Here is a 19,592-nt window from a genome sequence, read left to right on the forward strand (position 1 = left end):
GTGAGCGCAGGTTCATCATGTCGTCGGTCATCGGTGGTGTCCCTCAGGTTGGCTCTAAGCAACCCGACCCTACCGGAAATCACCGATGGCTATGAAATCCAGCTACACCACTCCATGGGACACGATCATTGATGGCGGAAAGGCAGCAGCTGCTCATACGGCGCTCAAGATTTTAAAGGCTGGACCGGATGCCCTTGTATCACTGCTTTGTCCGCTATCGTGCAGTAAATGTAGACTTGCTTAAGCTACTACATTATAGTTTTGCGACAGCCATGTTAGGCCGAAGCGCCGCCGATCGAGAGCGAGCTCAATAGACGCCTTAAGAGCCAAGGCCTTTGCAATCATAGTTATCGAACAGACAGAGACCGGAACAACTGCAACAAGGCACGCCTCAACATGGGCTCGATCATTCGCGTGAATTTCTTTGCTCGGTGGTCCAGGCCGGTTTACGTCGGCCTTGGCGATCACCTGGACACTACCATCACAGGCCCGGCTGATGCGATTAGGTACGTGGGGAGCAAGTTTCAAAGCCAGCGAGGAACAAACTATTTTCGGGCTCATGCAATATGCCACCACGCCTTGCTCGGAGAGGTTTGTCCAGACGTGGCTCGACAGCCTTTTCTTGATGCTTGGGTGGATCAAAATTTCCATCTTGCTTCCGAGTGAGGGGTTGAAGAATGAAATGTCGTCGATGTCGCGACACAAAATACGTGTGCTCCACTCATCTCTATAGGCCGGGAATCGGGCTGGTTTCGATGTGATTGCGGCGCTGACGCGATCACCTGTCCTCACTGCCCTGCAAGCACATGGCATGGACCTGCGACGCATGTTCTAACGGTCCTTGTCGATCCGATTATTGCTTTGAAAGCAAGGGCCCGATTGCTTTTAAGTCGGTATCGGATACGCCTGACATTCACTTGCGGAACGTAAGCCAAGATGCGGCCACATCCGAAACAAGAGGGTGGGTAACCGAGTGATATCGAATATCTAGCGCATCGCTGCAACTAACCGTGTGCTCCGTTTGTCCGCTATCGTGCACACAGGCATGGGCGTATTGTCGCCGCCGCCGCCGGGTCTTAAAGGAACCACTATTCGAGTATAAGTTTGCCACATCGTCCGCAGACTTTTTTGGCGCAGACGGCTGGGAGATCCGATTGCTCTTGCCCTTACGAGGAAGAGCAATGTCACCCCTGCACCAACGAGATTTTCAAAATAAACTCCTTCGATTGCTGACTGACGTCGATTTCACGACCCTTGTGGGCTATTTGGAACCTATCGAACTGCCCCGCCACTTTGTCTTTGCCTTAACAAATCGGATCACCGAACATACCTATTTCCTTGAATCCGGGATCTGCTCCGTCGTCGTCCGATCCAGTACTGGGCTGGAAGCCGAAGTCTGTATCATTGGTTCCGATGGGATGGTGCCCCCGACTTCGGTGCTCGGCGCCACTTCTGTACCGTTTGAAATCACAATGCAGACGGAGGGTTTGGGATATCGTATCGAGACGGCCACGCTCATCGCCGCCTACAATGCCAGCGTTTCGTTGAGAGGTATTATCAACCGCTACATTCACACTGCAGCCGTTCAGACTGCTTACAGCGCGTTTTCAAACGCCAACCATCAAATCGAGCAGAGACTCGCTCGCTGGATACTGATGTGTCATGATCGATCATTGACTGATACGATCAGATTCACACACGCGTCTCTTTCAGAGATGCTTGCCGTTCGTAGGCAAAGCATCACCACATGTCTCCACTTGCTCGAGGGAAAACAACTGGTGCGATCTCTTCGGGGTGCAATTGTGGTGCGTGACCGTGCAGGCCTGGAAAGATTGGCGTCGGACGCGTACGGTGTCCCTGAACATGAGTACAATCAGTTTGTGAAGCCGGATCGATAACCGGGCGCACGCTTTCTCCCGTTCATACCGATTTCTTTGGTTGTTCTGCCTCCGCTCTGGTCATAGCGAGAAAAGCGCCGCATTACAGCTGAGGTCAATCAGAGGGAACTGGCTTCGAATTGGATGGAGACGTTTAAGATGGGACGGCTCTGCTCATCCCTAGCTCTGATATCCATGGTCAATTCGGGGCCGTCATTAACAACCACGTCGTTCGCATACTCAGCGATCGCCCGACTTGCTTCGATGCGAGCAGCGTGATGATCTGACAACAGGTCACCGGTTGTGTCATGGGACTTTTCGTCACCATTCTCGAAATCAAAGTAATATATCGGCATTGCTAGGCTTCTTTCTCGATTGAAATAGGCTACGAAGTAAACGCTGCGACGCTTCTAACCACCTAGTCCAGCGCCTCTCCAGCGGTAACCTTTGCGAGCTCCCGGTCATCGCTGTCGCAGATGGTGATGCTAATCAACGTCAGTTGTATTCCTGCCTTGAGATATTGAGCTGCGATCTCGCGGATGGCTGCTCGAGCATCATCTCGCGCCGCTTCTAAGTCGGAAGCCTCACCGCCATCTGGATCGGCAATCGTTTCCTCAGCGAAATCAAAACTAAAAAAGTACCGAGGCATACCAGCTCCCGTCTAACCAGCCGCGACCTTCATCGTGACTTGAAGGAGAGAAGAAGTCATTGGACGGTAGCGGACAAATTTCCATTTGCACGGTAGCGGACGAAATTATGTTCGATTTGTGTGAGCAACAATTCGAGACGATCGAGTTCGCTGCAGATTTCCCCTTTCAAATGCTTTTCGCTCGTGGTCGTGTTGGAACATTTTTTCCCGGAAATGAAAGTCATCGACGACAAGCGGACCACGTGGACCGACACGAAGCGAGTTCTGATCGTCGGCCACCGGGCCCGCCCTGGGCAGTGGTCATCACCGGCGTGTCGCCATCGGCGGTCTGGTGAAGCTCCCCACCCGTACCACGCGTCAGTTTCTGATCGTGGATAGTCGCGGTGATAAACTTCGAATCTGCGGACGCAGTGGCTGGTTTTTGGCCATGGGTCAAGCTCCTGGACAGGGGTGTGAAAATGGGCGACTTGAAAGCAAAAAAGGCCGCCTTGAAAGGCGGCCTGATCATTTGCTGAGGGAGTTTAGCTGGCCTTCTTCAGCGCAGGTTTGGCGCTGGCTGAGGCGTCGCCCATGCCCTTGGCATTGGCTGTCCCTTCACTGAGGGCCGTCAGCTTCTGGTCGGTGGCGATCTCTTCCTGCAGGGTGGCATCGAGCAAGGTGACGGCTTCCTTCATGCCGAGCTGCTTGGCCCAGGATTTCAACGTGCCGTAGCGGGCGATCTCGTAGTGCTCTACCGCCTGAGCCGAAGAGATGAGGCCGGCATCGAGCGCAGCGGTGCCTTTGTATTCTTCCATGATTTCCTCGCCTTCGGCGAGAATGCCCTGGATGGCTTCGCAGGTCTTGCCGCGGGCCGGCTTGCCGAGGAGTTCGAAGATCTGTTCGAGACGTTCGATCTGGCCTTGGGTCTCGTCACGGTGCTGCAGGAAGCCGGCTTTGCCTTCTTCCGACTGAGCGGCACGCGCCATCTTTGGCAGAGCCTTCAGGATCTGTTTTTCCGCAAAATAGATATCCTTGAGGGTGTCAAGAAAGAGGTCGTTCAATGTCTTTTCGGTAGCCATTTGAGTATCCTTAGGTTGAAAATTTATGCGAATGCTAGATGTTGCGGCCGTAAGGGACGCGATCTGGATCACAGTGCAGCGTTGCGGTAACGGCCGCGTTCCTCTTCGACTTCGTTAGCTTTGTAAGGATCGAGCGTATCGTCAAACCTGGTCCAGCCGTGCTCTTTATAGGACGCGCGGCGCTCAGCCGGATCAACCCAGTTCGAGCGCTCCAGGATTACCTCGGCTTCGGGAGCGAGTGCATCGTCCACCTTTGCGGTTACCAGCGAACCGCCGCGGCGAACACCTTCGGCGTAGACATGCGCATCGTCCTCAGACACGCCAGAGCTTGTCAGCGCGCCGATAATACCGCCCGTCGCACCGCCTGCAACCGCACCCGCGACCGCTCCTACCGCGGTTGCCGCCAGCCAACCGGCCGCAACAACGGGTCCAACACCGGGAATGGCCATCAGGCCGAGGCCTGTTAGAAGACCGCCCGCCCCGCCGACGGCTGCGCCGATACCAGCGCCTGTGCCGGCACCTTCTGTCGCGTTCGACGTGTCGGCGTGACGATTATCGGCATTGTTGGAAACAATGCTGATATCCTTGGATGGCACGCCGGCGGATTCGAGCGCGCTGACAGCGGCACTAGCGTCGGAATAGTCGTCGAAAAGTCCTGTTACAGTTTTCATGATCAAAATTTCCTATTGAATGTGTTGAATTATTTGGCAACGACGTTGCCCTGGTAGTCGAGCGCGACATTGACGGATTTTCCGTCCTTCATGCCGGCAGCCATCCAGATGCCCTTGTCGTCCTTCTTCAGGTTCTTGACGTCGGAGAAGCCTGCCTTCTCAATGCGGGATTTTGCCTGATCCTGGGTGAAGCTATTGGCGCCCTCGACGGGTGCGATCGCATTCTTGGAATCGGGCGTTGCTACGGCCGGGGTGTCACCGCTCGAGTTAGCGGGCGGTGTCGTCTGGGCATGCGCAGATAGAGCGGACGCGCTGATGAGCGCCGCGGCAAGAATTATGTTTTTCACTGATGCTTCCTCTCGTATCGGACCTGTATTCACAGACCCGTGAGCATCTAACCTCTGCCGAGCAGTTTCGTTCCGAAATAAACCGGAAATTGTGATTGCCGTCGCGACTAGAGCCTGCAGCATCTTCTGCGCAAAGGCTGCCCGCCCGCCTCACGGAGGGGGGCAGCTCTTATCGCTCTACCACGATCAGGATTGTAGGCTTGCCGCTACATTTGATGGCAGCACCACACTGACCGGGAGAATACGATCCAGAGTATGCCACTACCAGCGCGCTACTTAACGATGTGGATCTTAGCATCTCCCCATCGATCCAAACATTCGTTGCCACGTCGTTTCCGTACCGATGCATTCGAAAATCGGCTGAAGATGAGCCGATCTGAACATTCCGCCGGACATCTCATCTAAGAATGTGGCATGGTCGGTTTACGGAAGCGGTTTTCATTCTAACTGTTGGCCTGCCCGAGACCAAGACACGGCCCCAGAATTCCGGAGGTGGCTGAAGCGGCCCATGCCTGCGGAGAGCAGGCAACCGGATATGGCGTCGGACCTCGACCTGGTTTCTGATAAAGCCACAAAATAACTCAGGCAGACGCCGCATCTCCTGCCCTTTGGTAGCGTCAAAAAGTCCTTCGAACACGCGCACCGCCTCCTCCTTAAGGTCGTATTGCGCAAAGCCGATTGCGATCGCGGCATTGTCATGCGGCCATATAGACCCGTTATGGTATGACATAGGATTATATCGAGCTTCACCCTGAGCAAGCGTCCCGTGGTCGAGCTGCGGACGAATGACGTGATCGAAGTAGTCTTGGTCCGTTGGATCGACCTTTGCAGCAATCTTCAGCGGAATTCCGGTTCGCTTTGCAATCTCGATTGCGCGGTCCGGCCGTTTCTCAGGCGCTACTCGGCCTAGAAAGGCGAGATAATCACGCTTTTGTTTATTTTTTGGCGCAGGTCCTTGTGGAAGTCCATGCTGAATGGTGGCCAGCCAGTTCGCGTTTGGCAGCGGCAAACGCTGATCCTTCGAGATGGAGACCAGCGGCATCTCCGGAAAAGCACGGTAGACCGGATGAAAATCCGGCAGATCAAGCCTCCCGTGTAACGTCGTCAAACACCGTGTCGTACCGAGAACTTAGCCTGTTCAATCATTGACGCACCGGCGGTCGAAGAAGGCGCAGTGGTCGCAGTTGGATCATGATTAGCCGAAGCAGAAACCCCGCCGCCGGAATGATCAAAGTCATGCCCTACCAGAAGACGAAATCAACCGTCAGCTAAGGCAGCGTCCAGAGGCTGACGAAAGGGGCAGCTGCGCCAGTCCGTTGCCAGCATACGGATTGCGATATCTCGTGACGATCTGTAGCCAAGCTTTTCCTGAAAGTCCTGCGGGCCGGTTTCAGCTGCTTCATGTTAATTGTTGCTTACGCGCTTTCTGGAGGGCTGCCGTCCGATAGAAGTGTTCTGCGTGCTGATAAAGATTCTCCGCCTCGATTCTGTCTCCCGCCTGGGCAGTTTCCCGCGCCAGAGCTAGGTATTGCTCATATCGCTTGGTCAGGCTCTGCCAGTTAGGAGTTTCGGTTGCGGTCAGGCGAGCCTTTGCAGGCCTGATGGTCGATGGGCGGGAATTTTGGCGTGATGAATTCAAAAGAACACTTCAAGCCTCACAAGGCTTGCCTCTTAAACGGAATTATTTCTGAGAATGATTGAGTGCCACGAATGTCGGCGAACGCGCCAATGACATAGCCGCATCGGCGCGGCGTCATGAGCTGAAGAGACTAAGCTCTCATTGCGGCTTAATGTTGTGTCCGCCCAACGATAATAAACTCGCACGACATATGATTATCTGTTGCGCTTAACTCATTCGCGACGAGTTTAAGAAAATGACTGCCAGCGCCCGTCAGAGCGCTGTCGGAATGCCCGACATACTTCCCTCCAGGTTCGGCTTGTATTGTTTGCGGAGTGCAACGGGCGCAGATTCAACGCCTCGCCCCTTTAATTCACCTGAACGGCGTGGATGCCTTCCAGAGTTTCAGAGACGGTTTGCGACCCCAGACGCGCAGCTTGCCGAGTTCGGTCTGCCGACCGGAAGGTCTCGTGTGAGGCGGCCAAAACAGAGGGTAAGAATCAATGCGACGCCATCGCCTTGTCCAGTTCTTCTTCAGACACCGGCCATGCCTCGGTCAGGCCATCCGAGGTCAGGAACAGTGTCATCGTTCGGTGATAGGCTTCCCACACCACATCGAGAGGTTCCTCGTCGATTTGGAGCTCGAACGTCCCTGGCGGATGTGGTGCGGCCATCCGAGGCAGTTGGAACGGTCGATCGATGGTGACCGTTTTTATAGTAGTCTTCATGGCTGAGATCCGTTTCTTGAGATGGAACTGTCCAGTGAAGCCGTGATCCGCATCGCGCCTTCATGGTTTGCAAGGCGCTCGGTTTTTGGAGCTATTTCCAGCCCGATGCGCTGTGACAATCACGAAGTCCTGCAAGGTCATCGCAGTCGCCGCTGTCAAAGTGAAAATGCGATCCGTCCTGTAAGGGCGAACCAACCCTTCACAACCCGCGCCTATCGGCCCGCGTTTCTGAGAAGATCTGTCTCTCTGGCGATTGGTCCGAGAAGCTTCCGTAATCTGTTCTCCTCGACCCGATCAAGTCGAAACCGTCTTGCGAAGTCGCTGACCAGAACCATTTTCGCTGTGCCGGGTGGGCTGGTTCCTGGAATGGTTGGCTGACGCATGGTCATATCCTTTAAGAAGACAGCCTGCTCAACCGAAATCCCGTAAGCTCAAGGAGATAGAATTCGATTGCGCTGACAAGTAAGCATTTGTGGCCACTTTTAGAATTCTCCGTCGTGACGCATCGAACGTGGTCAGGTAGTCGCTCTCGCTTGCGTGTCTGTGCGCTTTACCACAGGCGAGTACGTCAGTCGCGAGATAGAATTTGACCTCAAACATCCCGTCGTACCCGCTAAATCGAACACAGCGGTTCTTGTCATCGAAACTTCGAGCTTCATTCGGAAACCTAATACCCATCAACGCCCACCTTCGTCCCGCCACCGGTCGAGGGCATCTTCTTTCGAAAAACGGCCGAACCGGGCGCCGACCGTTGAAGACCGGCTGCGCCGAGTGAGCGCGTCCAATAGTTTGGCTTTGGTCCTGACCCCACCGCGAAATTCGGAGGTGAGAAAGATCAGTGCGTCGCGCTTCATATCGGAACTCGCATCGGTTTCGACGCCACGAAGACCGGCAGTCCTCAAGACGTCCCGGATCAGCTTGAAGCCGTCGTTGTCGATCTGCGCTGCTGCTGGTGGATTGGAAGACATGCTGTCCTCCTTTAGTTGGGGCAAGGATTTGCGACCTTGGCGACAGCGCCCTGAAGACAAACCGTCGCTGCACTATAAGTCGTGCTAATATATTCGATTACAAGGCTGAGCCGTGGTAATTGATCGCCCTCGAAACCGCGAATGAGAAGGAGGCACGGTTGCTCGGCGCAATTCAAATAGTAGTCGGCAGTTACTCGTAAGCAATTTAGATGCTTAGTTATTCTAAGTGAGCGCAACGGCTCCGAACCTGTTGTGTAATCGCCTGTATGAGGTCAAACGCATCGCTATTAAATTCGTCCGGCGCCGTGGGCACGGTTTGCTCCGCGGTCGACATACGGTCGCCGCATGATGGGTTTTCGAAGGGCGGGTCTTCCTGTGTTCAAGACGCAGTCTACATGAGCTGCCACCGATTCGACGGAATGACCCAACCCACGTCCACAGCAGGGACGCCCAGTATCTCAATTGGGTTGAGGCACTGAGGCAGGTAGGCCGGCTTTTCGCCTATGCGGTAGCACCGGCCAATGGATGGAACGCTTCTCGGGTTTTGAGCATCCTATGCATGATGACAGCAAGTTTTCGCGCAACAGCAACCGCGGCACGTTTGAAGCCCAGCCGCTCACGCAGTTTAAGCCCCCAGGACTTTAACGTTGTTGGAGAGTTTTTTGTAGGCGCCGCGATGCCGTTCATCCTTGGTCGAATCTGCAAGAAGGTCGCGGTGGAGCTGACGGATATGGTTCTCAGTGAACGAGATTGCGTCGTAAGCACTGAAGATTGTCTCCATCACTTCCGCGTAGCCGGCAACCTCTTGTTCGTCGCGCGTCGTAAAGGACCCCAGGCGAATGTTTGCAAGCAACCTTTCGACCTCTCGATCGGTGAGGCGCGCTCCTTCGATACGTGTGGAGGAACCGACACTCTCAATTGTCGCGACGCGCCGGAGGCTGGATAACCGCTCTGGCGCGATCCGGCCGATCGCGCGCCAAGCGCTTTTAATTCGTCGATTTCGGCAATCAAGGAGAGGATTTCGGGGGTGATGCGGACGGTCGTAGTATTTAGAGTTTCCGTTCTTTCATCCGTTTCCATCCAATTTCGATCAGGCGCTTGGTCCATCTAGCCGCTGGTTGTGATTCAGACGGTTCGCAAGTCTACAATAGAGCGGATCCAGACTTCGGCAGCCAGACAAAAGAAGATGTTTGAGAATGGTTGCCGCCAGAAGCTGAAACCGTCTTTAGAATTCACAGGGATTGAGATGGCGACCAAGAACTGGGGTTTAAGTCCCTGACTTTCTTGAAAAATCGGGAATGGAAGCGAAGCAAGATCAGGTTTCAGGTCCGGATACCTTCAAGGCGAAGTATCGCGCGTTGAGCTCTCGCGTGGTGGTCTCTCCATCCCCCGATTGAATGCGAGCTGGTCCAAAGCATCGGAATTTGCTCGACCCCAGCCATAGAGTAGCTCCAGCGGCTCCACAAATCGCTTACCTAGTGGGCTCAGCGTATAATCGACTGCCGGCGGCACTGTCCCGTAAACGCGCCGTGTTACCAGCCCGTCCGCTTCCATGTCGCGCAGCGTTTGCGTGAGCATCTTCTTCGATATCCCTGGAAGGCTACGCTGGAGTACGCCAGTGCGGGCGCGGCCCCCGTGTCTCGTATCGAGCACATGCAGGATCATGCTTGTCCATTTGCTCGAGAAAATTTCAAGCACACGGCGGGGGGCGCAGTCCTCGCGCCATTCGCTGTCCGGTGATCCTGCCCGCATAGTGGTTACCTCTGGGTGTCTATGTCCCGTTAGGGTGCCTTCTAGCGCATCTCGGCCTCTCAGCCTAGATCAGAGGCTGACGCAAAGGAGCAAACATGACGAAGAAAGCACTGATCGTTGGCGCGAGCGGTATTATCGGCAGCGCAACGGCGGATGTCCTGCACAATGACGGCTGGAAGGTTTGGGGTCTGGCTCGCAAGCCATCGCAGCAAGGGAATGCAGTTCCTGTCCCAGCAGATCTTCTGGATTCCGCTGGCTTGGTAAATGCGCTCGCTGGCCTCGATCCGACACACGTTTTTATCTCAAGCTGGCTGCGGCAGCCAACTGAGGCGGAAAACATCCGCGTCAATTCGGCGATGGTGCGAAACCTCCTCGATGCCCTGCGCCCCGTAGGATCAGTCCGCCACGTCGCGCTCGTCACCGGTCTGAAGCACTATCTCGGCCCATTCGAAGCTTACGGAAAAGGCGCGCTGCCGCAAACGCCATTTCGGGAAGAGCAGGGCAGGCTCGAGGTCGACAATTTTTACTACGCCCAGGAAGACGAGGTTTTTGCTGCGGCCGAGAAGGATGGTTTCAACTGGAGTATCCATCGCCCCCATACGGTCGTTGGCAAAGCGGTTGGCAATGCCATGAACATGGGCACCACGTTGGCCGTCTACGCAACGATCTGCAAAGAGACAGGCCGGCCGTTCCGTTTCCCGGGAGTGGCAGCCCAATGGGACAGTCTTACCGACATGACAGACGCACGTCTGCTGGGTCGACATATGCTCTGGGCATCAACGACGTCGGATGCGACCAACAAGGACTTCAATGTCGTAAACGGCGATGTTTTTCGGTGGAGCTGGATGTGGACGCGGATCGCGAAGTGGTTCGGAATCGAGCCTATAGCATTCGATGGACAGATAAGACCATTGCAGGAGCAAATGGCCAATGACTCCGAAATCTGGCGCGATATCGCCGGCCGGTATGAGCTGGTGGAAAGCGATCTGTCCCGCCTAACCTCTCCCTGGCATACAGATGCGGACCTCGGGCGACCGATCGAGGTGTTGACGGATATGTCGAGGAGCCGGAAACTAGGCTTTCTCGATTACCAGGCAACAGACGACGCGTTTTTTGATCTGTTCGAGCGGCTGCGTTTTGATCGCATTATTCCGTAACGCAGGCGTAACGGGATAGGTCACCCACTTGTCAGGCGAGGGCGTCCTATCCTCGTCGTGTTGGATTGGCAGTAGGCCTACCTACGATCGCCTGCAATCTCCGCTATCCGAAGGATGGCTGTTACTGCCACTATAAGGTAACTTCCTAGTCGAAGTCGCCTATCGTGCCTGATCGGAAGACGATTTCAGAATCACCTTCCTCTCCGACGACCGGATCTCCCTCCCGGTTCCAAAGGACGACGCCGGCATGCCGAGCAGCCAGATCCTCTGCTTCCTCAATAGCAAGCCAATCGGCGATACTAGCCATGCCGTTTCCTTTCGTCCGCGGTCGCAGGCGGACGCTGGAGGTTCAACATTGGTTTTCTCGTGGGGTCGTCAAGGCGCCAGACATTCGTCGCAAATGCCGCAGCCATCTTCGTCCATCATCGAGCGTAGGCGCTGGCGACAACAACAAGCGCAGATGGACGTTTCGCCTTCAGTGGTTTGCTCCGGCGCTAGGATTTCCAAGTCTGCGTCTGAATACGTGTGAATTGCTGAGCCGTCCATCTCGATGCTCCCAAGTCGAGGATTGAGCATCGAAATAGGATGAGATTTGCGACGAACAAGAGCCGTCAAATTCACTGGAAAAATTTTCCGATGAGGCCTTGAACGGAGAAATCCGAGAAACCAAATGGTTCGGCACCGACGGCCCAATGAGGGAGTCGGTTGACCAAGGAAGCGGACACATCGCCTCCTTCCATGTTGCTTTGCGGAGGATATGGTTATGAGAACTGAGCTTGATTTTGCACCGCTGTACCGCTCGAGCATTGGCTTCGACCGTGTGTTCAACCTGCTGAGCAATAGGCAGCGCCTCAATGCTATCGATACCTGGCCTGCCTACGACATCGTCAAGACCGGAGAAGACGACTATCGCATCACAATGGCCGTGGCCGGCTTTGGCGAGGGCGATCTGGATATCACCCAGGAGCGCAACGTCATGGTGATCAAAGGCGGCAAAGCTGAAGAGCTCCAGGGCGAATATCTGCACCGCGGCATTGCCGGTCGCTCGTTCGAGCGTAAGTTTGAGTTTGCGGATCACGTAAGGGTAGACGGTGCTGATCTCAGGCACGGCCTGCTGACGATTACTTTGAAGCGCGAGGTGCCGGAAGCTATGAAGCCCCGTAAGATCGAGATCGGTGTTGCACCGTCTAACGAACGGCTTCGCTTGGAAACTGACCGTCAAGTTGCCTGAACGAGAAGGCGGCAGCCCGCGGGGGCATTCGGTTGATAGGCCTCTGATCGTGATCGGGTCACATCCGACCGAAGGTCTCGTATAACCTACAGCTCGGCCGGCCTCATCGGGGCCGGCTTCCCCTTTCATGCAGAGCAAAGAAGGAGGTTCCGATGTTACTCGCTCTGTTCGATAAACCGCTCTATGCGCAGCGTCGGTATTTCGTGCAAGAAATCACCGGGCTGGATGATGTGTTCGATTTCCTCGACGAGTGGCCACACGAGAAGCGCAACCTCGCTTATGACACGCTTGTCCGTTATTGCCGCGAGGCGGCAAACGGTCGCTGGCCAATCGACGCGGTTCGCGAGAACTTTCGAGTGTTTCTTAAGCAGAATGGCAAACTTGCCGAACTCGAGGACGTCCCACCGCACCTCCGGCGCGACACCGGCGCCAAGATCGGCGGAATGTAAGTGCCGGCCTAGCTCCTTGGTGCCGGAATCAAACCGGCACCCTGATTATCATCTCCTAAAACGGACCTATCGCGGTGAAGCTCTTGTCTTTGGAGGAAAACGGTAGCGGAACCCTGTACGGCCGACGATCCCGAAACTCGTCTGGCGCTCTTCGACTTTGCCTTCGAGAACGCGCCGCTCGCACTCGTTGATCTTGAGGGCTGCATTATCCGCGGCAACGCTGCTTTCGCCAAGCGTCTTTCGCTTCCTATAAGGTTCTTGGAACACATTTCAGAGACTTCACTTATCCAGAGGATCTTGAAGCGGATCTGATCCACGGCGCCGCGATGCGCGATGCCGAGGGTATCGCAGGTGACCGATCCGCAGGTGAGGCGGCTGCAAGCATAATTCTCGAGCGGGTCCGGGAGCCGATTGCAATTGCTGGTCAAGTCGCTGACGTCCGTGCGAGCATTGGCGGAACCTGGACGAACGCAAAGCGCGATGTGACACAGCTCCTCGAGGAGGCCGCCGCGCTTCTTTATAATGCGAGGGCGGCCGGAAGAGACGCCGTCAGGTTTCAGTAGGCATTCCTGACGATGGGTTGATAGAACCACCATCGGCGTCAGGGATGTCGGTTGGTTTTGCATCGGGTACGTTCGGGTCCACTGCGCCAGCGACAGACCGCAGTCGTTGCGCCCGGCGGGCAGTTAGGTCGTTGTATCGAGAGCTTAAATCAGAAATGTCGTACTCGCCGCTGATCCATAGCACGACCCATCCCAGGAACTCGGGGGCGTCGTCAATGGCCGTTCCCCGCAACGCCGCTTTGGTGCGAACCTGTTCGAAAATCATTCACCGTCTGTCGCTGTCGATCACCAGACCGTATCTCCCGTCATGAAGGCGTCTAAAGAAAGACCGCGAGACATTCCGTATTGACGACGTATATGAATTCTTCCCATGCTTCGCGCGCAGACGAGAAAGGATCCATTTCATTCGGTGACCTGGGCTTCTAGGCTTTTAACCTCCATCGCCAATCATCACCAACTGAGGGGCGGAAGATTTCCACAATGACGTTGATGGCGCCTTAGAGAAACAAGCGTAGCGAAGTTGCTTCGGCAAAGCTCAGTCTTTGAGTTAGTTGCTTTATGATTTCGAGCTCAACGGGTCGTGCATCAAAAATCTTGTTCTGGCAACCTAGTCGTCCTTGGCCTAAGGAAAGACCTATGCCAGAACAGGACGACCATATCCACCCAGACGCAACCGTCGCTCCCGGCTATCTTGCTAACCACGCTGCCCGGGTGTTCAACCGTTTGATAGATACTGCCCTTCGGCCGTACGGGCTGTCACTTTCTCTGATTGCTCCGATCATGCTCCTGTCGTGGAAAGGGCCGATGCTCCAGCGCGACCTCGTGCGTTCCTCTGCCGTCAAACAACCGGCGATGGTCGCGCTTCTGGACAAGCTGGAAGCAATGGCCCTGATCCGCAGATCACCTTCGTTTACCGATCGCAGGGCGGCAATGGTGGAGTTGACGAGCAAGGGGCAGGAGGCGGCCTTGCGCGGACGCGACGCGCTCTTGGCTGCGAATGCCAAAGGGCTTGAAGGCTTTTCGTCGAAAGATGCGGCGACGTTGATACAGCTCTTACAACGGCTGATCGACAATTTCGAAAGCTAACGACGGAACAAATATATCATCAGTGATGTTCTTTGCGAAAAGGAGATCGTTGTATGTCCCGTCGCATCCTCATCACCGGTGCAAGCGTCGCCGGCAACACCTCTGCCTGGTGGCTCGGCCGCTATGGCTTCGATGTGACCGTCGTCGAACGCAGCCCCGAATTTCGAGATGGCGGTCAGAACATTGACATTCGAGGTGTCGGCCGTGAAGTGCTTCACCGGATGGGACTTGAACAGATGGCGATCGATCATGGGACAGGGGAAGAGGGAACCGTCTGGATCGATGAGCAGGGCGGAGAGGTTGCCAAATTTGTTACCTCCGAGCTCGGTAGTGACGGCCCAACAGCGGAGATGGAAATCCTGCGTGGAGATCTCGCTCGCCTACTCTACGAGCCAGCCCGTGAACGCGCGACGTTTCGCTTCGGCGATTCCATAGATCGGATTGAAGATGGTGCAGATGCTGTCTCTGTCACCTTCACCAGTGGGGAGACTGAACATTATGATGCGGTCGTCATAGCGGAGGGCGTAGGCTCATCGACACGCGAGCTCGTTTTCCCTCAAGAAAACGTGCCGCGATGGATGGACCTCACGACTGCATATTTCACCATACCGCGGCAGGCCGACGACGATCGGATGTGGCGCTGGTACCACGCGACAGATGGCCGGAGCATATCGCTGCGACCTGACACGCATGGAACGACGCGGGCCATGCTGACGCTGCAACAGCCACCAAATGGCGAGCAGGAATGGAGCGTCGAACGGCAGAAAGCCTATTTGCATGAACGCTTTTTGGACGCTGGCTGGGAGGCGCATAGGGTGTTGGCTGCCATGGAGGAAACCAAAGACTTCTACTTCGACGTGCTACGCCAGGTGCGAATGAAGCGATGGTCGAAGGGGCGCGTCGTTCTGACAGGCGACGCCGCCTGGTGCGCGACACCGCTTGCAGGCATAGGCGCTACGCTCGCGGTGACCGGCGGCTACGTGCTCGCCAGCGAATTGATGTGCAGCAGCGATATTGGGCAGTCTTTCTCGGCTTACGAGGAAGCCATGCGGCCAATGATCGAAAAGGGACAGGGCGTACCAAAGATTGCTCCTCGCCTGATGAACCCCCATACCAGACTTGGCATCAACCTCCTGCACAGCGTCCTCGACATCGCGAGCATGCCAGCTATCCGCGGCCTTGCTACTAAACTGTTTGCAAACGAACCGAAGACACCCGACCTTTCGCGTTATGATGAGCTAATGGTGCGCAACCAACAAATGGACTTAAACAATCAAGGCGTCGAAATTCTGTAGATTTCAAATGCGCTGATCGTTGGGCAAAGCGCCTGATAACTCTCCATCATCTATCGCGATCGAGTCAGGCGGCCTCCTCCTCGATCGCAAGTTCTCTCAGCAGGGCATGGATCTCGTCGCCACTCAGGCGAGAAGGGTCAAAACCACTGGAGGCGCCAATGCCGGCAAAGCGCTTGGCGAGGATGTCCGATGTGCCGATGAAGCCCATTACCCAATTCGGAAAAGACCGGGATCGATTGAATCCAAGGCAAGCAGCGACACATCTTTCGTTCGTCTTGCTGGATGGGCTCGAAGGCTGCCTCGACGGTTCTGTTGCGAATATTCCGGATGGCTGAGAAGGGGTTTTCGTACGCTTGAGTCACGCGGATTTGATGTCGCGATTCTGCTGGAGCATTGCCACCATTCCGGTAAGCGCGCTCGGCCCAATACCGATAGCGCGTTCAACGATGCGGGCCTCTTCGCGAATAGCCTTTCGATCACTGCTGCTTGGATCGAGGATACAGATGCGGTGCTGAGCGATAGGTGGACTTGCAATAACTCATTTATGGCAATAACCATGAGCTATAGAAAGGCTGCCTATAGCTCATGAAATGGAACTGGCAGAATGCCAAATGGCCAAATTTAAGGTATGACGCAGCAAGCGTGATACCGTTGGAACAGAAATTCCTGCAGTCTGCCGGCGAGGTCATTGGTGCCGTCCGGCATTTCAATGAGGATGACAGCAATCAACTTCGCACGGATTTCCGCATTGTCTTCACAATGACAGCGGAATTCCGCATGATCTCTACTGTTTTTCAGTCATTGGGTGCACAACTCCTCGCCGTTCGGAAAAAGCGTAACTTGAGCCAACCGGCACTGGCTGAGCGACTTGGCCGAAATCGTGCCCGCATATCCGAACTGGAACGTAATCTTGCCAATAATCGTTTGGGCAGGGACCGTCTGAGCCTGTTTGCCGAACTCTTCGATACGCTCAACGTACGGAATTCCGTTCTGCCAAGCTGCAGGTCACTGGTATCTCAATGGCGCAATCTCTAGCCACCCGAAGCTATCCGACAATAGTTTATCAGAACCCGCCGATCGTCACCCGCTGATGGGGCAGCTCGCTATAAGTTGAGGCGTCAAGCGACAGCGGAACATCGCCGGATGTCTATATCTGCTGTCTGGTCAATCTGCACAAGATGTTACAAAGTTTCAGATGTTTGGCCAAAGCGCTTGTGTGGGATTTAGGTTCAAATCCGTCCGCACAGCCTGAAAATAATGTGCGCGGTGCAGAAACTTTATCATTCGACGAACCGTCCTTGCTTCTATGTTGGAAACTTGAGCTCCACGTCAGCCGGAGGAAATATGGTATATCGCGACAAAGACATTGATGTCGTTCTTGCGGATTTCCTTTGGGCAACAGTTCTTTTCGGAGGAAGTTGTCTCGATAGTTTGCTTAATCGCAATGTGCGCATTTTGGGGCAGTGGCCCGGTGTCAGGACTATCCTGATAATCGACGATCGCCCGCTTAGGACCATCTCGTTTCGTCTTGATCGGTCGCTGCCAAGATTTATTGACCGAGCCTCCTTGTCTTTCCAACTCCACGATCTCTATAAAAGGTCGGCGACAAGGTTTTACCGGATGCAAACCAGTGACATCGCAGATTTGATCAATAGGGTCGCCATCGGAGATCGATCCGCATTTGCGTCTCTCTACCAGGCCACCAATCCGAGATTGTTCGCGATCTGCCTTCGGATCCTGAAGCACAGACCAGACGCGGAAGAAGCGCTACAGGAAGTCTATATCAAGGTCTGGCAACGAAGCAAAACCTTTGCCACCGGTTCGGGTTCGCCACTAACCTGGCTTTCCGCGATTGCCCGAAACCACGCGATCGACGTCATCCGTGCCCGTAAACCGGTAACCGATGATATCGATGAGGCATACGATCTCGCAGACGAGACTATCGCGACACCAGAGCAGCACATTCTGATTGCCGACGAGGGACGCCGCATCGACATCTGCATGCGCGAACTGGACGAAACCCATGCCAAAGCCGTCAGGCGTGCTTACGTGGAAGGGTTTAGCTATCTCGAATTGGCCGATCACCTGGATGTTCCCTTGAACACCGTTAGAACTTGGCTGCGCCGAAGCCTGTTGAAGCTCAGGGAGTGCATGCAGCGATGACACCAGGCGATCACATTCAAGACGGCGGCCGGGCGCAGGACGAAATCATTGCGGGCGAATATGTCTTGGGTGTGCTGTCCGAAGAAGCCCGCAGGCGCGTCGAGCAACGGATTTCGAGGGACTGGTCTTTCGCGCTGCTGGTCGAACGTTGGCAGTCGGACCTCTCCTCTTTCAACGAGGATTATCGGGAGGCAACGCCAGGAGCGGCAGTTTTTGCGCAGATCGAAGGACGACTGTTTGGTGCGCAATCGTCGCCTATTTCGGCCAGGCTTTGGAACGCCGCAAGCTTCTGGCGCTGGATGTCTCTCGGAACGTCAGCCATAGCTGTTGCAGCACTTGTCTACGCATCCGGCGTATTCCAGCCATCCTCGTCGCGCGCACTGGTGGTGGCGCAGCTTTCAGCCCCCGACAATCCCGTCAGTCTGCTGACTTCATTCGATGCGACCAGCGGTCGCTTGAGGATCGTCCCCGTCGCGGCCGGCGGAGCCCGAGAGAAATCCCTGCAGCTTTGGCTGGTGCCGGGAAGTGGCAATCCACAGTCGCTCGGCGTCGTTCAGCCGAATACAGAGGGTGAATTGCTGATCCCGGCGGATTTGCGCCAGACCATCGGCGCCGGTTCCACGCTTGCCGTCAGCGTGGAGCCATTCGGCGGTTCGCCGACCGGGCTGCCGACCGGTCCAATCGTTGCCAGCGGCATAGCGCGGCAACTTTAACCCATGCCGGTTCGATTTTTTTGTCTGATCGCCGCATTCCTGACCATAGGTTCCGTCGCTTTCGTGACGTCGCGCGCAGTTGCTGCGCCAAGCCATGACGACCGACCGGTCCGTATCGATGTCGGCGGCTTCAAGCTCAATAGCGTCTTGGTTGAGCCGAGCAGGAGGGCAGACCTTCCACCGATTATCTTCATCCATGGCGCCAGCGCCAGCCTCTACGACCCAATGTTTTCGTTTCGCGCGAAGCTGCAGGGTCGGGCAGAGCTGCTCTTCGTCGATCGTCCGGGCCATGGCAAATCCGACATCGGCGGCGACCAGAACATTTTGCCCGATGGTCAAGCAGACGCCATCGCCGTCCTGATGAAGAAGCGGGGTATCGCAAAAGCGATCTTCGTCGGCCATTCCTTTGGAGGGGCCATCGCTGCGTCGTTCGCGGTTCGCCATCCGGAAATGGTCTCTGGCCTCGTTTTCCTGTCTCCGGCCGTCTATCCATGGAACGGCGGGATCGCCTGGTACTACGAGGCTGCAAGTGCCCCGGTGACAGGGGCTTTATTTAGTACCCTGATCGTGCCACCCATCGGCATTGTAGCGATCGATCGCGCGACGAAAGGTGTCTTTGCGCCGAACCGGATTCCGCCCGGCTATGTCGAAAAGACCAAAGCAAGGCAGGCGCTACGACCAGTCGCGTTCCGGCACAATGCGAAAGAAGTAGCCGCCTTGAGCGATTGGGCCAGAGCCGCTTCCGTAGATTACCGCAAGATCACAGCGCCGACAGTTATCATCACTGGGGATACGGACGGGGTTGTCTCACCAGAGGTTCATTCCAGGCACCTTGCTCGCGATATACCCGGTGCACGTCTCATCGTCGTACACAATCTCGGGCACAAATCCGATTTCGTCGCCAGCGATCTGGCAATTGCGGCGATCGAGACAGTCGCTGGCCGCAAGGTGAATCTGGCTGGCGCAAGGCGGGATGTCGAAGGGCGGATCGCGCGTGATGGAAAGAACTGATGTCTGGCAACGACGTTGCCGTTGGGGATTATACGCTTTTTACGGTCTCGCGGGCATTCTGCATATGGCCCTGCCCAAACCATTTGTTCGCATTACCGGTGCCTGGGTTCCCGATCCAGAAACCGTCATTTTCCTGACTGGGCTGCACTAGATCGCCGGTGCGGTTGCGCTTTTTGTGCCACGGCTGCGGAAAGCTGCCTGCATTGGCCTTGGCGCTCTATGCCGTCTGCGTATTTCCGGCCGATATCAAGCAAGC

25 protein-coding genes and 3 pseudogenes are annotated in these 19,592 nt (G+C 55.5%); 11 read left to right on the forward strand and 17 right to left on the reverse strand.

Translation table 11 applies throughout. The features are described from left to right. Window positions 1–396: 396 nt before the first annotated feature. Window positions 397–666, forward strand: coding sequence for a DUF982 domain-containing protein (locus ACI3K0_RS21495; RefSeq protein ID WP_404946226.1), 270 nt, complete (start codon window positions 397–399; stop codon window positions 664–666). Window positions 667–1,181: 515 nt separating this feature from the next. Beyond that, window positions 1,182–1,898 (forward strand): Crp/Fnr family transcriptional regulator, encoded by a 717-nt coding sequence (locus tag ACI3K0_RS21500; RefSeq protein ID WP_404946227.1) that lies wholly within the window; start codon window positions 1,182–1,184, stop codon window positions 1,896–1,898. A gap of 98 nt (window positions 1,899–1,996) precedes the next feature. On the opposite strand, the gene ACI3K0_RS21505 is transcribed toward ACI3K0_RS21500, so the two are convergent. The 14 genes and pseudogenes from ACI3K0_RS21505 to ACI3K0_RS21570 form a co-directional block, all read right to left on the reverse strand. Beyond that, the gene (locus ACI3K0_RS21505) at window positions 1,997–2,233 is read right to left on the reverse strand and encodes a DUF6894 family protein (protein WP_404946228.1); all 237 of its coding nucleotides are present in this window, start codon (window positions 2,231–2,233) and stop codon (window positions 1,997–1,999) included. A 62-nt stretch (window positions 2,234–2,295) separates the two neighbouring features. After that, complete coding sequence (locus tag ACI3K0_RS21510; RefSeq protein ID WP_206829613.1) at window positions 2,296–2,526, reverse strand: DUF6894 family protein; 231 nt, start codon at window positions 2,524–2,526, stop codon at window positions 2,296–2,298. 177 nt (window positions 2,527–2,703) lie between these two features. Then, window positions 2,704–3,034 (reverse strand): annotated as a pseudogene (locus tag ACI3K0_RS21515) (catalase); the annotation flags it as partial. A gap of 13 nt (window positions 3,035–3,047) precedes the next feature. Further along, window positions 3,048–3,584 carry a ferritin-like domain-containing protein gene (locus ACI3K0_RS21520; RefSeq protein WP_404946229.1) on the reverse strand — a complete coding sequence of 179 codons (537 nt, stop codon included), beginning with the start codon at window positions 3,582–3,584 and terminating at the stop codon, window positions 3,048–3,050. 68 nt (window positions 3,585–3,652) lie between these two features. Then, on the reverse strand, window positions 3,653–4,255 hold the full coding sequence (locus ACI3K0_RS21525; RefSeq protein ID WP_148147864.1) for a general stress protein: 603 nt from the start codon (window positions 4,253–4,255) through the stop codon (window positions 3,653–3,655). 29 nt (window positions 4,256–4,284) lie between these two features. After that, on the reverse strand, window positions 4,285–4,602 hold the full coding sequence (locus tag ACI3K0_RS21530) for a PepSY domain-containing protein (protein WP_404946230.1): 318 nt from the start codon (window positions 4,600–4,602) through the stop codon (window positions 4,285–4,287). Between the two features lie 766 nt (window positions 4,603–5,368). Next, window positions 5,369–5,716: pseudogene (locus ACI3K0_RS21535) on the reverse strand (glycosyltransferase family 4 protein); the annotation flags it as partial. Window positions 5,717–6,001: 285 nt separating this feature from the next. After that, window positions 6,002–6,241: a DUF4167 domain-containing protein gene (locus tag ACI3K0_RS21540; protein WP_206829609.1), complete on the reverse strand. Its 240-nt coding sequence runs from the start codon at window positions 6,239–6,241 to the stop codon at window positions 6,002–6,004. A 479-nt stretch (window positions 6,242–6,720) separates the two neighbouring features. Beyond that, a complete protein-coding gene (locus ACI3K0_RS21545; protein ID WP_148147861.1) occupies window positions 6,721–6,948 on the reverse strand; it encodes a hypothetical protein in 228 nt (75 codons plus the stop codon). A gap of 411 nt (window positions 6,949–7,359) precedes the next feature. Then, complete coding sequence (locus ACI3K0_RS21550; protein WP_148147860.1) at window positions 7,360–7,626, reverse strand: DUF1488 domain-containing protein; 267 nt, start codon at window positions 7,624–7,626, stop codon at window positions 7,360–7,362. After that, window positions 7,626–7,916 carry a hypothetical protein gene (locus tag ACI3K0_RS21555; RefSeq protein WP_148147859.1) on the reverse strand — a complete coding sequence of 97 codons (291 nt, stop codon included), beginning with the start codon at window positions 7,914–7,916 and terminating at the stop codon, window positions 7,626–7,628. The genes ACI3K0_RS21550 and ACI3K0_RS21555 overlap by 1 nt, the downstream gene beginning before the upstream one ends. A 501-nt stretch (window positions 7,917–8,417) precedes the next feature. Continuing rightward, window positions 8,418–8,561: pseudogene (locus ACI3K0_RS21560) on the reverse strand (IS110 family transposase); the annotation flags it as partial. Further along, complete coding sequence (locus ACI3K0_RS21565) at window positions 8,542–8,769, reverse strand: hypothetical protein (RefSeq protein ID WP_206828326.1); 228 nt, start codon at window positions 8,767–8,769, stop codon at window positions 8,542–8,544. The pseudogene ACI3K0_RS21560 and the gene ACI3K0_RS21565, both read right to left, overlap by 20 nt. Window positions 8,770–9,254: 485 nt before the next feature. After that, window positions 9,255–9,668 (reverse strand): winged helix-turn-helix transcriptional regulator, encoded by a 414-nt coding sequence (locus ACI3K0_RS21570; protein ID WP_404946231.1) that lies wholly within the window; start codon window positions 9,666–9,668, stop codon window positions 9,255–9,257. Window positions 9,669–9,763: 95 nt separating this feature from the next. Here ACI3K0_RS21570 and ACI3K0_RS21575 point away from each other — a divergent pair, with 95 nt between their 5' ends. Beyond that, window positions 9,764–10,825: an SDR family oxidoreductase gene (locus ACI3K0_RS21575; RefSeq protein WP_148142932.1), complete on the forward strand. Its 1,062-nt coding sequence runs from the start codon at window positions 9,764–9,766 to the stop codon at window positions 10,823–10,825. Window positions 10,826–10,970: 145 nt separating this feature from the next. Here the strand turns inward: ACI3K0_RS21575 and ACI3K0_RS21580 are convergent, their stop codons facing one another. Next, window positions 10,971–11,132: a hypothetical protein gene (locus ACI3K0_RS21580; protein WP_183687014.1), complete on the reverse strand. Its 162-nt coding sequence runs from the start codon at window positions 11,130–11,132 to the stop codon at window positions 10,971–10,973. A gap of 456 nt (window positions 11,133–11,588) precedes the next feature. Between ACI3K0_RS21580 and ACI3K0_RS21585 the strand changes: the two genes are divergently transcribed. Further along, window positions 11,589–12,056: an Hsp20 family protein gene (locus ACI3K0_RS21585; protein ID WP_404946232.1), complete on the forward strand. Its 468-nt coding sequence runs from the start codon at window positions 11,589–11,591 to the stop codon at window positions 12,054–12,056. Between the two features lie 152 nt (window positions 12,057–12,208). Continuing rightward, a complete protein-coding gene (locus ACI3K0_RS21590; RefSeq protein ID WP_148142935.1) occupies window positions 12,209–12,505 on the forward strand; it encodes a DUF982 domain-containing protein in 297 nt (98 codons plus the stop codon). A gap of 549 nt (window positions 12,506–13,054) precedes the next feature. Here the strand turns inward: ACI3K0_RS21590 and ACI3K0_RS21595 are convergent. Continuing rightward, window positions 13,055–13,333, reverse strand: coding sequence for a hypothetical protein (locus ACI3K0_RS21595; RefSeq protein ID WP_404946233.1), 279 nt, complete (start codon window positions 13,331–13,333; stop codon window positions 13,055–13,057). A 371-nt stretch (window positions 13,334–13,704) separates the two neighbouring features. On the opposite strand from ACI3K0_RS21595, the gene ACI3K0_RS21600 reads away from it, so the two are divergent. Both ACI3K0_RS21600 and ACI3K0_RS21605 read left to right on the forward strand, forming a co-directional pair. Next, entirely contained in the window at window positions 13,705–14,154 is a 450-nt protein-coding gene (locus ACI3K0_RS21600) for a MarR family winged helix-turn-helix transcriptional regulator (protein ID WP_148142937.1), read from the forward strand. 53 nt (window positions 14,155–14,207) lie between these two features. Further along, window positions 14,208–15,449 carry an FAD-dependent monooxygenase gene (locus ACI3K0_RS21605; RefSeq protein WP_404946234.1) on the forward strand — a complete coding sequence of 414 codons (1,242 nt, stop codon included), beginning with the start codon at window positions 14,208–14,210 and terminating at the stop codon, window positions 15,447–15,449. A gap of 64 nt (window positions 15,450–15,513) precedes the next feature. Here the strand turns inward: ACI3K0_RS21605 and ACI3K0_RS21610 are convergent, their stop codons facing one another. Next, window positions 15,514–15,657, reverse strand: coding sequence for a hypothetical protein (locus ACI3K0_RS21610; protein WP_183687016.1), 144 nt, complete (start codon window positions 15,655–15,657; stop codon window positions 15,514–15,516). A gap of 377 nt (window positions 15,658–16,034) precedes the next feature. On the opposite strand from ACI3K0_RS21610, the gene ACI3K0_RS21615 reads away from it, so the two are divergent. The 4 genes from ACI3K0_RS21615 (at window position 16,035) to ACI3K0_RS21630 (ending at window position 19,336) form a co-directional block, all read left to right on the forward strand. After that, window positions 16,035–16,484, forward strand: coding sequence for a DUF4172 domain-containing protein (locus ACI3K0_RS21615; RefSeq protein WP_404946235.1), 450 nt, complete (start codon window positions 16,035–16,037; stop codon window positions 16,482–16,484). Between the two features lie 585 nt (window positions 16,485–17,069). Beyond that, window positions 17,070–17,612, forward strand: coding sequence for a sigma-70 family RNA polymerase sigma factor (locus ACI3K0_RS21620; RefSeq protein WP_148142986.1), 543 nt, complete (start codon window positions 17,070–17,072; stop codon window positions 17,610–17,612). Continuing rightward, window positions 17,609–18,325, forward strand: a complete 717-nt coding sequence (locus tag ACI3K0_RS21625) for an anti-sigma factor domain-containing protein (protein WP_206828193.1) — start codon at window positions 17,609–17,611, stop codon at window positions 18,323–18,325. The genes ACI3K0_RS21620 and ACI3K0_RS21625 overlap by 4 nt, the downstream gene beginning before the upstream one ends. Before the next feature lie 3 nt (window positions 18,326–18,328). Continuing rightward, complete coding sequence (locus ACI3K0_RS21630) at window positions 18,329–19,336, forward strand: alpha/beta fold hydrolase (RefSeq protein ID WP_206828194.1); 1,008 nt, start codon at window positions 18,329–18,331, stop codon at window positions 19,334–19,336. The last annotated feature ends 256 nt before the right edge of the window (window positions 19,337–19,592 follow it).

It is taken from the genome of Rhizobium sp. ZW T2_16 (assembly GCF_044987325.1).
Lineage (GTDB): Bacteria > Pseudomonadota > Alphaproteobacteria > Rhizobiales > Rhizobiaceae > Neorhizobium > Neorhizobium cellulosilyticum.

Bases quoted from the DNA above. Each gene is read 5' to 3' on its own strand.
- ACI3K0_RS21600 (WP_148142937.1), top strand. From the start codon at position 13,705: ATGCCAGAACAGGACGACCATATCCACCCAGACGCAACCGTCGCTCCC.
- ACI3K0_RS21620 (WP_148142986.1), top strand. From the start codon at position 17,070: ATGCAAACCAGTGACATCGCAGATTTGATCAATAGGGTCGCCATCGGA.
- ACI3K0_RS21500 (WP_404946227.1), top strand. From the start codon at position 1,182: ATGTCACCCCTGCACCAACGAGATTTTCAAAATAAACTCCTTCGATTG.
- ACI3K0_RS21630 (WP_206828194.1), top strand. From the start codon at position 18,329: ATGCCGGTTCGATTTTTTTGTCTGATCGCCGCATTCCTGACCATAGGT.
- ACI3K0_RS21615 (WP_404946235.1), top strand. From the start codon at position 16,035: ATGAAATGGAACTGGCAGAATGCCAAATGGCCAAATTTAAGGTATGAC.
- ACI3K0_RS21555 (WP_148147859.1), bottom strand. From the start codon at position 7,916: ATGTCTTCCAATCCACCAGCAGCAGCGCAGATCGACAACGACGGCTTC.
- ACI3K0_RS21550 (WP_148147860.1), bottom strand. From the start codon at position 7,626: ATGGGTATTAGGTTTCCGAATGAAGCTCGAAGTTTCGATGACAAGAAC.
- ACI3K0_RS21505 (WP_404946228.1), bottom strand. From the start codon at position 2,233: ATGCCGATATATTACTTTGATTTCGAGAATGGTGACGAAAAGTCCCAT.
- ACI3K0_RS21510 (WP_206829613.1), bottom strand. From the start codon at position 2,526: ATGCCTCGGTACTTTTTTAGTTTTGATTTCGCTGAGGAAACGATTGCC.
- ACI3K0_RS21525 (WP_148147864.1), bottom strand. From the start codon at position 4,255: ATGAAAACTGTAACAGGACTTTTCGACGACTATTCCGACGCTAGTGCC.
- ACI3K0_RS21545 (WP_148147861.1), bottom strand. From the start codon at position 6,948: ATGAAGACTACTATAAAAACGGTCACCATCGATCGACCGTTCCAACTG.
- ACI3K0_RS21610 (WP_183687016.1), bottom strand. From the start codon at position 15,657: ATGGGCTTCATCGGCACATCGGACATCCTCGCCAAGCGCTTTGCCGGC.
- ACI3K0_RS21605 (WP_404946234.1), top strand. From the start codon at position 14,208: ATGTCCCGTCGCATCCTCATCACCGGTGCAAGCGTCGCCGGCAACACC.
- ACI3K0_RS21580 (WP_183687014.1), bottom strand. From the start codon at position 11,132: ATGGCTAGTATCGCCGATTGGCTTGCTATTGAGGAAGCAGAGGATCTG.
- ACI3K0_RS21585 (WP_404946232.1), top strand. From the start codon at position 11,589: ATGAGAACTGAGCTTGATTTTGCACCGCTGTACCGCTCGAGCATTGGC.
- ACI3K0_RS21590 (WP_148142935.1), top strand. From the start codon at position 12,209: ATGTTACTCGCTCTGTTCGATAAACCGCTCTATGCGCAGCGTCGGTAT.
- ACI3K0_RS21625 (WP_206828193.1), top strand. From the start codon at position 17,609: ATGACACCAGGCGATCACATTCAAGACGGCGGCCGGGCGCAGGACGAA.
- ACI3K0_RS21570 (WP_404946231.1), bottom strand. From the start codon at position 9,668: ATGCGGGCAGGATCACCGGACAGCGAATGGCGCGAGGACTGCGCCCCC.
- ACI3K0_RS21575 (WP_148142932.1), top strand. From the start codon at position 9,764: ATGACGAAGAAAGCACTGATCGTTGGCGCGAGCGGTATTATCGGCAGC.
- ACI3K0_RS21520 (WP_404946229.1), bottom strand. From the start codon at position 3,584: ATGGCTACCGAAAAGACATTGAACGACCTCTTTCTTGACACCCTCAAG.
- ACI3K0_RS21595 (WP_404946233.1), bottom strand. From the start codon at position 13,333: ATGATTTTCGAACAGGTTCGCACCAAAGCGGCGTTGCGGGGAACGGCC.
- ACI3K0_RS21495 (WP_404946226.1), top strand. From the start codon at position 397: ATGGGCTCGATCATTCGCGTGAATTTCTTTGCTCGGTGGTCCAGGCCG.